This is a genomic window from Chryseobacterium proteolyticum, from assembly GCF_046591535.1.
Taxonomy (GTDB): Bacteria; Bacteroidota; Bacteroidia; order Flavobacteriales; family Weeksellaceae; genus Chryseobacterium; species Chryseobacterium proteolyticum.
Genome location: NZ_JBJLWK010000003.1, coordinates 122,391 through 135,171, shown reverse-complemented (window position 1 = coordinate 135,171; position 12,781 = coordinate 122,391). Strand labels below are relative to the sequence as shown.

Genomic DNA, 12,781 nt, shown 5'->3' with positions numbered 1-12,781 from the left:
GTCACAATATTTTGTATCTTTGCAAATTGATTATAAAAGTTTAGCATTCTAAAGTTGAAGGGAGTGCTTTAACTTTGTGATTTAAAACTTAAATTGATTATTGTGCAGGAAAAATATATAGACGAAACGAAACAGGGAGAAGCTTTTGCTATTGCTGAAAAAGTTGGGAATTCTAAAAAATTATTTTTAGAAAGCTACGGCTGTCAGATGAATTTCTCTGATTCTGAAATTGTTGCTTCTATCCTTAATGAACAGGGATATAATACCACCCTTAAAGTAGAAGAAGCAGACCTCATTCTTTTAAATACTTGTTCTATACGTGAGAAGGCTGAACAGACCGTAAGGATGCGTCTTTCTCAGTTTAAAAACCTCAAGAAAGAACGACCAAATATGACGGTGGGTGTTCTTGGATGCATGGCGGAGAGATTAAAAACTAAGTTTCTCGAAGAAGAACAGCTTGTTGATCTTGTTGTGGGGCCTGATGCCTACAGGGATCTGCCTAATTTATTAAAGGAAACAGAAGATGGCAGGGACGCGATCAATGTTATTTTGTCCAAAGAAGAAACCTATGCAGATATAAATCCTGTCCGTCTGGGTGGAAATGGAGTAACCGCGTTTGTAACTATTACAAGGGGGTGTGATAATATGTGTACCTTCTGTGTTGTTCCTTTTACAAGAGGAAGAGAAAGAAGCCGTGATCCACATTCAATTCTTGAAGAATGTAAAGATCTTTGGAATAGCGGATATAAAGAAATTACCCTTTTGGGGCAGAATGTAGATTCTTACCTTTGGTATGGAGGGGGCCCGAAAAAAGATTTTGCAAAAGCTTCTGAAATGCAGAAAGCTACGGCCGTTGATTTTGCTCAGCTGCTTGGTTTAGTTGCTCAAGCGGTTCCGGAAATGAGAATAAGATTCTCTACTTCCAACCCTCAGGATATGAGTCTTGATGTATTCAGGGTCATGGCTAAGCATGAGAACATTTGTAAATATGTGCATCTTCCGGTACAAAGTGGAAGTAATAATATGCTGGCTGCAATGAACAGACAGCACACCAGAGAAGAATATCTGGAGCTTATCAGAAAAGCTAAGGAAATTGTTCCTGATATCTCTTTTTCCCAGGATATGATCATTGGTTTTTGTAATGAAACTGAAGAGGATCACCAGGATACCCTAAGCCTGATGAGAGAGGTAGAGTATGACTATGGATATATGTTTGCTTACTCTGAAAGGCCTGGTACTCCGGCCCATAAAAAGATGGAAGATAATATTCCTGCAGATGTTAAACAGAGACGTTTAGCGGAGGTTATCGCTTTACAGGGAGAGCTTTCTAAAAAACGGATGAAATCCTATGTAGGAAGAGTGCATCAGATTCTCATTGAAGGAGTTTCCAAAAAGAATAAAAATCAATGGAAGGGAAGAAATTCCCAGAATGCTGTTTGTGTATTCGATATGCTGGAAGGTCAAAAGATAGGTGACATTGTGGATATTTTTGTATTTGACAATACACAAGGCACGCTTTTAGGGGAAACAGTTAAAAACTAATCTACTTTTTACAGGAGTAAATTATAAACTATAAATTATTATCAATAACCATAAAATAGACAATGGAAAAGCTTCATAAATATTGCCTGAGTGTTTTATTGGTAATAATCTGCAGTAATATTTCAGCACAAAACACAACCTGTTCTGCTGAAAATACCACCATTCATAGGCTTTATGATGTCTATCATAAGTTTTTAAATTCTCAGGATTGTGAAGGATCTCATCTTTCCGAGAGAAAGCATAAAATTCACTACACCGCTATCAGCCAAAAGCAAAACGCCGGAGATCTAAGTTCAAATAGAGATCATAATCCGGGTTTTAATGAGCATGGAGGTAGAGGTGAAGCTGGAAAATATGATGAGATTCTAAGGAATTTTGAGAAAAAAGCGGCCGGATATGCATCTGCTAAAGCTTTCAACTTTAAAAGTAAAGTTTCCAAAATCAGAAACAAAGATTATTTGGATATAATAAGTTAAAATTAAAATTTAAACTTTTTTTATTTAAACAAATTAATGATGCTTACTAAAACAAAATTGAAGGTAGGCGAAATTTAAGAACAATAATCTAATTTACTATGAGTAACGACTTACAAAATATAAAAAACCGTTTTGGAATAATTGGTAATTTTCCTGCATTAAACCGTGCCTTGGAAAAATCTATTCAGGTGGCACCAACAGACATTTCCGTTCTGGTCATTGGGGAAAGTGGTGTAGGAAAAGAATTTATCCCTAAGATTATTCATTCAGAATCCAGAAGAAAACATCAGCCTTACATCGTTGTCAATTGCGGTGCTATTCCGGAAGGAACCATTGATTCCGAATTATTTGGACATGAAAAAGGAGCATTTACCGGAGCTACAGCAACTAGAAAAGGTTATTTTGAAGTGGCAGATGGCGGAACAATATTCCTGGATGAGGTGGGTGAACTTCCTTTGCAAACACAAGTCCGCCTTTTAAGGGTTTTAGAAAGTGGAGAATTTATGAAGGTTGGATCTTCTCAGGTACAAAAGACCAATGTGAGGATTGTTGCTGCAACCAATGTAAATATGATGAAGGCGATCCAGGACGGACGGTTCCGTGAAGATTTATTTTATCGTTTGAATACCGTGCAGATCGATATGCCGCCTTTGAGAGATAGAAAAGGAGATATTCATCTGCTTTTCAGAAAGTTTGCAATCGATTTTGCTGAGAAGTACAGAATGCCTGAGTTGGTTTTAGAGCCAAGTGCAGTTCATTATATAGAAAATTATAGCTTTCCCGGGAATGTACGTCAGTTAAGAAACTTAGTTGAGCAGATGACCGTGGTGGAAAGAGAAAGAAATATAAGCGTTGAAAAACTGGCGGAGTACATACCGACCGAAAGCCATTTGCCAATGGTTGTTAATACGCCTAACGCTCAGAAGCAGAGTGACTTCGGAAACGAAAGAGAGATTATGTATAAAATCCTGTTTGATATGAGGAATGATATCAATGATCTGAGATCTCTGACTTCTGAATTAATAAAAAACAGAGGAGCAGGCGATCTAAGTTCTCAGGAAAAAACTTTGATCAACAGACTTTACACTTCGGATTCACAGCAAAATACTAATGCTAATTCCCTACTTTATTTTGAAGATAATCATCCTGTAGTCCAGACTCCAACTATTATTTCGACTCCCGATGATAGTTATGAAGATATTCAGGATATAGAGATTGAAGAAAATAAGCCGGAATCGCTTTCGCTTCAAAATAATGAAAAAGATTTGATTATTAAAGCATTAGAGAAGCATAAGGGACGTAGGAATAAAGCAGCTGATGAGTTGGGCATTTCACAAAGAACACTATACAGAAAGATAAAACAATATAATCTAGAAGACTAAGTATGATGAATAATAAGGCAAAGCCTGTCGAATTTAAACTAAACGAATACCTGAGCAAAGGCCTGGAACTTTTAAAGAAAGATTTTGGGAATTTTATAGTAGCTTACATTTTGTGTATGATAATGTCAATTATACCTTTTTGTGGACTACTGGCAATGGGTAATTTTTACAAATATTGCCGTAAAGTCAATAAAGGAGAACAAGCAAGTGTAGGTGAAATTTTTAATTTCGATGATTTTTTACCTTATTTTATCGTACAGCTGATCATTATAGGTGGAGTTTTCGCTCTTTATATTCCAATGTTTATTTTTATTCCTTTTACTTCTGTAGTGGATGGAGATGCTGTTCCGCCCGCATTCGGATTATTTATGGTCCTTTATATATTCCTCATTGTAATTGCTGTTTTTATTGTAGCTTTACTTGGGTTTTATATTCCGGGGCTCATATCTCTTAAAAAGGTTAATGATATAAAAACAGCATGGATCATGTCGAGGATTATGACTAGGAATAATCTCTTGACTATCTTTTTATTTGCGATTATTGTTTGGTTTCTGTCCCAGATAGGAATACTTCTTTGTGGTATTGGTATTTTTATCACAATGCCTTATTTTTATACAACCCATTACTTTGCGTTTGAGGATGCAATCCAGCAGATAGAATATGATGAAATAAAAGAAATCGGAACGAAAAATGAATTTTAACATTAAGAATATCAGTATAATGCGCCTGAAAATTGTTGGGTTTTTGTTACTTTGCTTAAGTACCCTAAACTCGTGTTATAGTTTTACCGGATCGTCTTTAAAAGACGAGAAAACGATTCAGATTAATGAATTTCCCAATAATGCGGCTTTAGTAAATCCTACTTTATCTCAGCAGTTTTCTACCGATATTCAAAATCGTTTTCTACAAAGAACGACACTAAAAGGAACAAAAGAGAATGCGGACATCTTAGTGGAAGGAGAAATTACAGACTATTCTATTACTCCTACTACTATTAGCTCCAATACTCAGACAACGGCTACGGGAGGAGTTATACAAGAATCTCAAAATAAGCTAACGATCACTGTAAAAGTGCATTATGAGAATAAACTTCATCCTGACCTGAGTTTTGACCGTACATATTCAGATGAAGCTGTATTCAACAGCAGCTTGTCTCAAAGTGCGATAGAAACCTCGCAGGTTAAAATTGTAAACGAAAGAATCATTAATAAGATATTTAACGATATTGTAGCTAACTGGTAAGATGAATAGCAGAGTTTTAGAATTATTAAAGAACCCCAAAAATATTCAATCGGAAGATCTTCATCTTTTGAAAGAAGAAATTAATTCTTTTCCCTACATTCAGAATATAAGAGCTTTACATTTATATGGTATCCATCTTTATGATCAGGAAAACTATCAGAAGGAATTGTCTACAACTGCAGCTTATACCACTGATAAGAAGATCCTTTATCAGCTTATAAATGGTAAAATTCAGGAAAAAACGAAACCTGCAGCTCCTGAAAATAAAGTGGTAACGGATAAAGAGAATGCTTCAAGGTATTTCCCTAAAAGCAAAAGCTTCCCAATCAAAAGCTTCCCAATCAAAAGGGAAGAGCTACCTGAGAAGATACAGACTAAAGAAGAAGCAACTAACAAGCTACCGACACCGCTTCCGGAAATTAAACATATTTATGTAAACGGTGAGAGAAACAGAATTTTGTTTGAAGGAGAGGAAAACTTCCTTGATGATAACAATATCGAAACAATTGACTTAGAATCTACGCTGGAATCAGGAACGATAGTTACACAAAAGCAAATACTCCCTGAAAATTTACCTTTAGAAAAAGAAATTACTGAGCAATTAGCAGCTAAAGAAGATAAAGTAGAAGAGTCCCCAGAAATAAATGCAGAGGAAATAGAGACGGCGACTTCTTCTGAAGATGAAATTATTGAAGTTCGGGATACAGAAGAGACAGAGGTTACTCCGGATGAAAATCAGGATTTTACTGAACCTGAGTCACAAACTTACACCCCGGAAGAAATAATCAATGAGGATCAGATTACATCTCCTGTTGAAAAAGAAGGAGTAACCGATGATTCGGAATTGAGTTTCCATGGTACTGATTCCTTTATGCCAGAAGTGAAGATTGAATCTGGCAGCAACGATGAGCTTGCTGTTGCTGAAGTTGCGCAACAGGGATTCAATAAGCACGAAGAAGAAATGAGAAGGCTTATTGAAGAGGTAGAAAAGAAAATGAAGGCAACTAAGGCTGTCACTGAGGAAAAACGAGATCCGGAACCAGAAATTCTGAGTCGTGATATTAATTTTTCAGAAACGCAGAGTTTTCATCCTGAAGTTGAAAAAGGAATTGAAGCGGAAGAGATACAGAAAGCTGAACGGATGCACGAAGTGACTAATCCTTCAGAAGAGATCAAAGCTGAAGCTCACCAGGAAGAATCAGAACCTCGAATTGCCACAGAAGTGAAATCAGAATGGAAGCCTATGAGTTTCGAATCCCATACTCCAGATTCACTTATCAATAAACCGGCACCTGTTTCTCAACCAAAAGAAGAAATTGTATCGGCAGAACTTCCTGAAGAAGAACAAGCACCAAAAGAAGAGACAACGCACCAGATTGTTAAAGAGGATATAGAAGAGCAGGAACCCGTTCAGGAAGAATCAGAAATATCTCAGGCAGCTTCTGTAGAAGAAAATAAAGAAGAAGCCCCTGTGATGAATGTTTCTTTCTTCAGCTCAGATATTTCAAGCTGGACGATGGCTACTAAGAATGATGAAGAAAAGGATAACAATACGGAAGATCTTGCATCTGAGAAACCTCATGTGGAAGAGGCCACTGCGGATCCTGCTGACAGCAATGTTCCGGGATTTATCAATACATGGCAGAGTTGGTTAAAGATAGACCGTACTGAGAAAGATCCTGAAAAGGATAAAGCTGAGCTTAAAAATAAAGTGATTGAATCATTCATTGAGAATAATCCTAAAATAAGCCAGTTAAAAGATGAGAGCAACTTCGTTGTAAAAGAAAAAAAACGATGATATCTCACATTTAATGACGGAAACACTTGCACGATTATATATTGAACAAAAACTATATACAAAGGCAATAAAAGCTTTTGAAATATTAGCAGGTAAACATCCTGAAAAGAAATCGTATTTTGAAGATAAAATACAGGAAGTAAAAGATATAAGAGGGAAAAATTAAAATTTAAAAATGGATAAGAGAGTAATAGTACAGATTGTTAGATTTCTTGTTTTAGGATTCTTGCTTTCATTTTTATTTTATCCTCCAAAAGAGTTTTATAAAGGGCTGAAAATGTCTTATGCATCGGTTTTTTTCCCTTTTGCTTACGCCATTTATAAAACAGTTCGTTCGAATAAAAATACAGAAGGCTGAATTCTCATATTCAGCCTTCTGTATTTTTTATACTTTATCAATAGTCTGTTTACTGCGTTTTAATTTTCGCCAGGCCTTACGTCCCATAACAATTACCATAATTACTAAAATAACAGCCAGTATAGCCGCAATAACAGGAACGGCCATGGCCAGAACGGACATAATTCCTGCACCTGCTGTTTCAGTGGTCCCTACAATAGAATTGCCTAAGCCTCCTGTGGTGGCTGTGGAGGCAGCCCTGATTCCTGCAAATCCGGAACTGATTGTTGCGGCAGTTCCGCCTCCGGCAATAATAGCCAATGCCCATTGCGGAAATGTTCCAAAATCGGCAAACTGGCTTGCGAAAAGGATGGATCCTGCAATAGTTGCCAATGGAACAGACAGTGTATCCAGCAGATGATCAATAAATGGAATATAATAGGCTAAAATTTCCGCGATCGTAGCAATGCCTGTTGTAATAAGCGTTGGGAGCCCGGCAAGCCATTCAAATTGATCATTCATAGGGATCCAGTGTAAGTAGGATGCCAGGCTTACGGCAAACAGAGGAAGGAATACCCTGAAGCCTGTTGCTGCGGACAGGCCAATGCCAATGAATGCACTTAATACATAAGGGAGATAGGGAATATTGTCTAACATATTAATTTTCAAATTGGTTGTGTTCCCTAAAGTTACAAAAACTATTGTAAGCTTATCTGAAAATTACAGAAAATATGAGGAGTTTACTGTTTTTTCTGAGCCTGGCATAGTTTGATGAACTGGGCTTCTACATCCTGGAACTTTTGCGGAAGTTCAGGGGAGATCCAAAAAAGCATGGCCATCGTCTTTTCTCCAAAAGATTCTTTAAAAAGATCTTTATGTAAGCGATAGCATTCTCTCAATAATCTTTTGATGCGGTTTCTGTGAACTGCTTTTTTAAAATACCTTTTAGATACGGAAACCCCGAATTTAGAAACTTCAACAGGTAAATTAGGTTTGTCCTTAAGTAAAATAATTCTCAGATTCCCATTGGTTCTCCATTTACCTTTTTCGAAAAGCAAGGTGATGTCATTGGTCTTTTTGAGTTTTTCCTCCTTTGGGTATCTGAAATTCTGCATTAGCCTTTTTTTTACTAAATGATTAATAACTTCTGCCGCTGCATACAATCCAAAAATGGCAGGTATATAGCTGATAGTCCCATAAAAAGACCTTTTGTAATTTGTTCCATCTGTCATTTTCAAACTTTCCTCATTTTGAAGTTCATTAGAGAAAACACAACGGATGCCTTTATTTATTTTTTCCTTTTTAAGCCTTTTTCTAACCTGCTTGGCCAGATAACAGTTGTGGGTTTTGCTGATGTCTCTCACCATTACTTTGCTTGGATCTGTTTTTCCACCCGCTCCCATAGAGCTTACGATCTTAATTTTTCTTCTTCTTGCAGCAATTAACAATGTAAGCTTTGGAGTTACGCTATCAATACAATCGAGAATATAATCAAATTTATTTTCATCAAGGATCTGATCCATTCTTTCAGGATTTAAAAACTCATTGATAGTTATTAAATTAAGTTTTGGGTTAATATCTAAGAGTCTTTCAGCAACGATTTCAACCTTGTGCTTTCCGATAGTAGAATGTAATGCCGGTAATTGTCTGTTAATGTTTGTGATATCTACCGTATCGCCATCTACAATCGTCATATTTCCGACCCCGGATCTTGCTAAAAATTCAGCGGCAAACGAGCCTACTCCACCTAATCCTACTACAAGAACAGTCGCTTTATTCAACTTTTCGAGTCCTTCTTCCTTAATAAGAAGCTCTGTTCTTTCCAACCAATACTTATCCATTTTTTATCGTCTCTAAATTTTCTAAAATTTGTTTGTTTAAGTTTTCCCGAGAAATACCTTTTATTTCCGAAACTTTGCTGTACAATAATTCAATATTAAAATCATCGTTATCGGTTTCTAAAAAGATTTTATCTAAAGCAGTAATTTTCAAAATATTTTGCAAAGATAAATTATACAAAACAGCTTTTCCAAAACTCAAATAGAAATTATTCTTTAGCAGATCTTCAGCGATGCTTTGTTTTTTATTAAAACCATGAATAATCATAGGCTGTTCTGCCTTTTTTTTTTAATGAAATGACTTCGTAGAATTTTCGGACACAATGAATAACCATCGGCTTTTTTAATTCATTCGCCAATTTGATCTGTCTTAAAAATACGCTTTCCTGGATTTTCATATCAACCGGAACAAAGCTGTCAAGGCCACATTCTCCTATAGTAAGGCAATTGTTATGAATAACGGAATCCAGCCAGTTGAACTGCTCTTCAATCTTGTCCGGATCAATATCTTTTGGATGAATACCCGCAGAATAAAATGTACTGGGTATAGTATCTCCGATATCCAGATTATAGATACCGTCGCAGACATTTTTTTTTATGATGGTGAAAATCAAAAAATTCCATCATCAAAAATACTATAATTTGGAATTAATTTAAAATTCTTAAACAAACGTTTATAAATATGTTAAAAATTTCTTAACTTTACTCAAAAGCGACACTTTATGAAAAAAAAAATTTACCGAAAAACAGATCCATATTTTGGATATTGCGGAGGAGCTTATTGCGAAAAAAGGGTATGAAGGAACATCGGTAAGAGACATTTGCTCTAAAGCAAACATTAATGTAGCCATGATCTCTTATTATTTTGGGTCCAAGGAAAAAATGATGTCTTACCTCTATCAGTACAGAGTGCTAAAGACCAGAGAAAATTTTTCGGAATTTGCTGATACCATTAAAGACGGTAAACCAGAGATGCAGATGAAAGAAATTATAAAATATATTGTATCACAATTATTTAAATATAATTATTTTCATGGCTTTGTTACTCAGGAGCTTCGACATACGGATAACCTGAAAGTTGAATTGCTGGATTTTTATCAGCTTTTTGTAAAAAAACTGGATGAGGTGATCAAAAAAGGAGTTGCGTCCGGAGTTTTTACATTTACTCCGAAGCCAGAAGATATCCTTACAACGATTCTGGGATCCACATTATTTGTCATTAGAAATAAGAATTTCTATGAACTATATGTACCGAGTAAAAATGAGGAAGCTTATGCTAAAGAAGCGGAGAAAAAAATCAGAATGAACCTTTTATTGAGTGTTTTTGCAATATTAGGATACGCTGCAGACTAAAATTACGTTAAATAATCATAAAAAAAAAATCTATTGATAAAAAAGTTATATTTTTGCAAATTAATAGATTGGAATAATCCAATAACGGTTGAATTTTTTATGAAAAAATATATTTTAGGTCTTTTTGCCATAGCTGTAATTTCATCATGCGCGAGTCAGCAGGAAAAAGCATTGAAAAGTGCTGATAAAGCCTTCATCTTAAAAGCAGCTAATGAAAATTTTGCTAAAAAGAAATGGAAAAATGCTTTGGCTCTTTATGACAGGCTTGCTAACCTAGTTGCAGGGACTGATGACTTTCCGAATGTTGGATTTAATACGGCTTATGCAAACTACTATGATAAGAACTATAAGTTGGCAGGACACCAGTTCAAAAACTTTGCAGTAAGTTTTCCAAAAGACCCGAGAGCTGAGGAAGCAGCGTATATGTCTGCACTATGTTACTATGAAGGATCTATGGATTACAACCTGGATCAGTCGAGTACCGAGTTGGCAGTCAATGAATTACAAGACTTTCTTAACAACTATCCAAATTCTGAAAGATCTAAAAATATCAACCAGCTTATTGATGAGCTGACTTATAAACTGGAATTTAAATCCTACGAAAACGCAAGACAATACTATAAAATGGGTGATTATAAATCAGCCACTGTTGCCTTGGAAAACGTGTTGGAAGATTTTCCAAGTACAAAGCTTCGTCCGAAAATCTATGATTATATGATGAAGTCCCGTTATTTGCTTGCACAAAATTCAGTATACGGACTTAAAGAAGAACGTATTGAAAGCGCAATAGCATTTACAAGGCAGGTAGAAAAAGAGCTTCCGAACACAGAATATTCTAAAACAGCAATAGATCTTAGAGAGAAGCTGGATAAAGAAAAGCAAAACTTTGCAGTTGTTAAGAAGCAGACAGAAGCCAGATTGGCAACATTAACAGCAAGGCAAAAGAAAGAAGCTGAGAAGCTGGAAGCACGAACAAAGACCGATCAGCAGATCAAAGATCAGGTCGCTACAGAAAAGAAAGCATTACAGATTCAGAGGGATAGTGCTGCGTTACAAACACCTCCTCCGGCTGCCACTTTCAAAATCAAAAGATAATTCGTAAATTTGCCACCTTATAAATAAATAATTTTCTCAAAATGAGTGTAAAAGATACAAAAGCAGAAGTAAATACAATTACTTACGATAAAGACAAGATTGAAGATAAAGTAGGTTCAATCTATGAAGCTATTGTTATCATGGGAAAGAGAGCAGAGCAGATTAATGCAGAAATTCGTACTGAATTGCATAACAAATTAGATGAATTTGCTGTTCACAATTCTACATTGGAAGAGGTTTTCGAAAACAGAGAGCAGATTGAGATCTCCAAACATTACGAAAAACTTCCAAAACCAACTTCTATTGCAATTGAAGAATGGTTGAACGAAGACGTGTACTTCAGAAAAACTGAAGAAAGAAAATAAAAATCATTTGTATTTTTTATAAATGAAGGTCATAAGGGAATAATTTCTTTATGACCTTTGTCGTTTGTAAACCTGTTGTGGGAAAAAATAAGTAATTTAGTGTTTTAAAAAATTAAAACTAAATGAGTGTTTCCGGAAAAAAGATTCTTATTGCCGTTTCTGGAGGAATTGCTGCTTACAAAATTCACTTTTTGATAAGAGACTTTATAAAAAATGGTGCGGAAGTGCAGGTTATTATGACACCTGATGCCGAACATTTTGTTACCAAACTAAGCCTTTCTACATTATCCAGGAAGCCTGTATTTACTGATTTTTATAATGAAAATGGGAGCTGGAACAGCCATGTTGAATTGGGATTGTGGGCGGATGTAATGATCGTTGCTCCCTGCACTGCAAATACGTTGGCCAAAATGACCCATGGGATGTGTGATAATCTGGTGCTGGCTACATATATGTCTGCGAAATGCCCAGTTTTTATTGCCCCTGCAATGGATCTTGATATGTACGACCACCCAACTACAAAACAAAACTTGGAACTGGCTGAGGATTTCGGACACTTTGTTATTCCGGCAGAAAGCGGAGAGCTTGCAAGTGGTCTAGTGGGCCAGGGAAGAATGGCGGAACCTGACACTATTTTCAAAACCGTTGATAACTTTTTTGCTGCAGCCGGTGACAACACAATTTTCAAAGGAAAAACAGTTTTGATCACGGCAGGTCCTACCTATGAAGCTATTGATCCTGTCCGGTTTATAGGAAATCATTCTTCCGGTAAAATGGGGTTTTCATTGGCTGAAGAAGCCGCGAAGAGAGGTGCTAAAGTGATTCTTGTATCCGGTCCAAGTTCTCAGGTTATCCACTCTCCTAATATAGAGCTGCATAAAGTGGTTTCCGCGAAAGAAATGCTTGATAAAGTATTTGAATTTTATGAAAATGCAGACATTGCAATAGCAAGTGCTGCTGTAGCGGATTATGCCCCGAAAGAGGTCGCCAGGGAGAAAATCAAAAAGAACGATGAAAATCTTACAATAGAATTGGTGAAAAATCCGGATATCCTTAAAACGATGGGAGAGAAGAAAACTCGTCAGTTTTTGGTTGGGTTTGCTCTGGAAACTCAGAATGAAGAGGAAAATGCTAAAGGAAAACTGGAGAAGAAGAATCTTGACATGATTGTGCTCAATTCACTTCGTGATCCGGGGGCAGGGTTTAAAAATGACACCAATAAAATAAGGATATTTACCAAAACAGAGAGGAAAGAATTTGATTTGAAATCAAAAGAGGATGTAGCTAAAGATATTCTGAATTTCGTTGAGGATCAACTTTTAAAATAATTTTAATAAATTTCCGTTCTCAATT

Annotated in this window: 16 protein-coding genes and 1 pseudogene; 12 read left to right on the top strand and 5 right to left on the bottom strand. The window is 36.1% G+C overall.

The window, feature by feature from the left end:
* Nucleotides 1-102: 102 nt before the first annotated feature.
* From miaB to ACJ5H0_RS11410, 8 genes are all read left to right on the top strand, one after another.
* Nucleotides 103-1,542, top strand: a complete 1,440-nt coding sequence (gene miaB, locus ACJ5H0_RS11445; RefSeq protein ID WP_411249658.1) for a tRNA (N6-isopentenyl adenosine(37)-C2)-methylthiotransferase MiaB — start codon at nt 103-105, stop codon at nt 1,540-1,542.
* A gap of 62 nt (nt 1,543-1,604) precedes the next feature.
* The gene (locus ACJ5H0_RS11440; RefSeq protein WP_411249657.1) at nt 1,605-2,018 is read left to right on the top strand and encodes a hypothetical protein; all 414 of its coding nucleotides are present in this window, start codon (nt 1,605-1,607) and stop codon (nt 2,016-2,018) included.
* A gap of 98 nt (nt 2,019-2,116) precedes the next feature.
* Nucleotides 2,117-3,400 (top strand): sigma-54 interaction domain-containing protein, encoded by a 1,284-nt coding sequence (locus ACJ5H0_RS11435; protein ID WP_172281392.1) that lies wholly within the window; start codon nt 2,117-2,119, stop codon nt 3,398-3,400.
* A gap of 2 nt (nt 3,401-3,402) precedes the next feature.
* On the top strand, nt 3,403-4,101 hold the full coding sequence (locus ACJ5H0_RS11430) for a hypothetical protein (protein ID WP_411249656.1): 699 nt from the start codon (nt 3,403-3,405) through the stop codon (nt 4,099-4,101).
* The gene (locus ACJ5H0_RS11425; RefSeq protein ID WP_172281388.1) at nt 4,091-4,642 is read left to right on the top strand and encodes an LptE family protein; all 552 of its coding nucleotides are present in this window, start codon (nt 4,091-4,093) and stop codon (nt 4,640-4,642) included. Before ACJ5H0_RS11430 ends, ACJ5H0_RS11425 begins: the two co-directional genes overlap by 11 nt.
* Nucleotide 4,643: 1 nt before the next feature.
* Nucleotides 4,644-6,440 (top strand): putative sodium/potassium/calcium exchanger, encoded by a 1,797-nt coding sequence (locus ACJ5H0_RS11420; RefSeq protein ID WP_411249655.1) that lies wholly within the window; start codon nt 4,644-4,646, stop codon nt 6,438-6,440.
* Between the two features lie 13 nt (nt 6,441-6,453).
* A complete protein-coding gene (locus tag ACJ5H0_RS11415; protein ID WP_411249654.1) occupies nt 6,454-6,606 on the top strand; it encodes a hypothetical protein in 153 nt (50 codons plus the stop codon).
* A 9-nt stretch (nt 6,607-6,615) separates the two neighbouring features.
* On the top strand, nt 6,616-6,798 hold the full coding sequence (locus tag ACJ5H0_RS11410; RefSeq protein WP_411249653.1) for a hypothetical protein: 183 nt from the start codon (nt 6,616-6,618) through the stop codon (nt 6,796-6,798).
* A gap of 27 nt (nt 6,799-6,825) precedes the next feature.
* Here the strand turns inward: ACJ5H0_RS11410 and ACJ5H0_RS11405 are convergent, their stop codons facing one another.
* From ACJ5H0_RS11405 to ACJ5H0_RS11385, 5 genes and pseudogenes are all read right to left on the bottom strand, one after another.
* Nucleotides 6,826-7,434: a DUF4126 domain-containing protein gene (locus tag ACJ5H0_RS11405; protein WP_273650117.1), complete on the bottom strand. Its 609-nt coding sequence runs from the start codon at nt 7,432-7,434 to the stop codon at nt 6,826-6,828.
* An 83-nt stretch (nt 7,435-7,517) separates the two neighbouring features.
* Nucleotides 7,518-7,892 (bottom strand): ribonuclease P protein component, encoded by a 375-nt coding sequence (rnpA, locus tag ACJ5H0_RS11400; RefSeq protein WP_411250341.1) that lies wholly within the window; start codon nt 7,890-7,892, stop codon nt 7,518-7,520.
* A 6-nt stretch (nt 7,893-7,898) separates the two neighbouring features.
* A pseudogene (locus ACJ5H0_RS11395) lies at nt 7,899-8,618 on the bottom strand (tRNA threonylcarbamoyladenosine dehydratase); the annotation flags it as partial.
* On the bottom strand, nt 8,611-8,883 hold the full coding sequence (locus tag ACJ5H0_RS11390) for a TatD family hydrolase (RefSeq protein WP_411249652.1): 273 nt from the start codon (nt 8,881-8,883) through the stop codon (nt 8,611-8,613). The gene ACJ5H0_RS11390 and the pseudogene ACJ5H0_RS11395, both read right to left, overlap by 8 nt.
* Nucleotides 8,864-9,229, bottom strand: coding sequence for a TatD family hydrolase (locus ACJ5H0_RS11385; protein WP_411249651.1), 366 nt, complete (start codon nt 9,227-9,229; stop codon nt 8,864-8,866). Before ACJ5H0_RS11385 ends, ACJ5H0_RS11390 begins: the two co-directional genes overlap by 20 nt.
* Before the next feature lie 145 nt (nt 9,230-9,374).
* Between ACJ5H0_RS11385 and ACJ5H0_RS11380 the strand changes: the two genes are divergently transcribed.
* The 4 genes from ACJ5H0_RS11380 (at nt 9,375) to coaBC (ending at nt 12,756) form a co-directional block, all read left to right on the top strand.
* Nucleotides 9,375-9,968: a TetR/AcrR family transcriptional regulator gene (locus tag ACJ5H0_RS11380; protein ID WP_411249650.1), complete on the top strand. Its 594-nt coding sequence runs from the start codon at nt 9,375-9,377 to the stop codon at nt 9,966-9,968.
* Between the two features lie 99 nt (nt 9,969-10,067).
* A complete protein-coding gene (locus ACJ5H0_RS11375; protein ID WP_411249649.1) occupies nt 10,068-11,063 on the top strand; it encodes an outer membrane protein assembly factor BamD in 996 nt (331 codons plus the stop codon).
* A gap of 41 nt (nt 11,064-11,104) precedes the next feature.
* The gene (locus ACJ5H0_RS11370) at nt 11,105-11,428 is read left to right on the top strand and encodes a DNA-directed RNA polymerase subunit omega (RefSeq protein ID WP_034681463.1); all 324 of its coding nucleotides are present in this window, start codon (nt 11,105-11,107) and stop codon (nt 11,426-11,428) included.
* Between the two features lie 122 nt (nt 11,429-11,550).
* Nucleotides 11,551-12,756 (top strand): bifunctional phosphopantothenoylcysteine decarboxylase/phosphopantothenate--cysteine ligase CoaBC, encoded by a 1,206-nt coding sequence (gene coaBC / locus ACJ5H0_RS11365; RefSeq protein ID WP_411249648.1) that lies wholly within the window; start codon nt 11,551-11,553, stop codon nt 12,754-12,756.
* Nucleotides 12,757-12,781 lie beyond the last annotated feature (25 nt).

Bases quoted from the DNA above. Each gene is read 5' to 3' on its own strand.
- ACJ5H0_RS11440 (WP_411249657.1), top strand. From the start codon at position 1,605: ATGGAAAAGCTTCATAAATATTGCCTGAGTGTTTTATTGGTAATAATC.
- ACJ5H0_RS11435 (WP_172281392.1), top strand. From the start codon at position 2,117: ATGAGTAACGACTTACAAAATATAAAAAACCGTTTTGGAATAATTGGT.
- ACJ5H0_RS11430 (WP_411249656.1), top strand. From the start codon at position 3,403: ATGATGAATAATAAGGCAAAGCCTGTCGAATTTAAACTAAACGAATAC.
- ACJ5H0_RS11425 (WP_172281388.1), top strand. From the start codon at position 4,091: ATGAATTTTAACATTAAGAATATCAGTATAATGCGCCTGAAAATTGTT.
- ACJ5H0_RS11420 (WP_411249655.1), top strand. From the start codon at position 4,644: ATGAATAGCAGAGTTTTAGAATTATTAAAGAACCCCAAAAATATTCAA.
- ACJ5H0_RS11415 (WP_411249654.1), top strand. From the start codon at position 6,454: ATGACGGAAACACTTGCACGATTATATATTGAACAAAAACTATATACA.
- ACJ5H0_RS11410 (WP_411249653.1), top strand. From the start codon at position 6,616: ATGGATAAGAGAGTAATAGTACAGATTGTTAGATTTCTTGTTTTAGGA.
- ACJ5H0_RS11405 (WP_273650117.1), bottom strand. From the start codon at position 7,434: ATGTTAGACAATATTCCCTATCTCCCTTATGTATTAAGTGCATTCATT.
- rnpA (WP_411250341.1), bottom strand. From the start codon at position 7,892: ATGCAGAATTTCAGATACCCAAAGGAGGAAAAACTCAAAAAGACCAAT.
- ACJ5H0_RS11390 (WP_411249652.1), bottom strand. From the start codon at position 8,883: ATGATTATTCATGGTTTTAATAAAAAACAAAGCATCGCTGAAGATCTG.
- ACJ5H0_RS11375 (WP_411249649.1), top strand. From the start codon at position 10,068: ATGAAAAAATATATTTTAGGTCTTTTTGCCATAGCTGTAATTTCATCA.
- ACJ5H0_RS11370 (WP_034681463.1), top strand. From the start codon at position 11,105: ATGAGTGTAAAAGATACAAAAGCAGAAGTAAATACAATTACTTACGAT.
- coaBC (WP_411249648.1), top strand. From the start codon at position 11,551: ATGAGTGTTTCCGGAAAAAAGATTCTTATTGCCGTTTCTGGAGGAATT.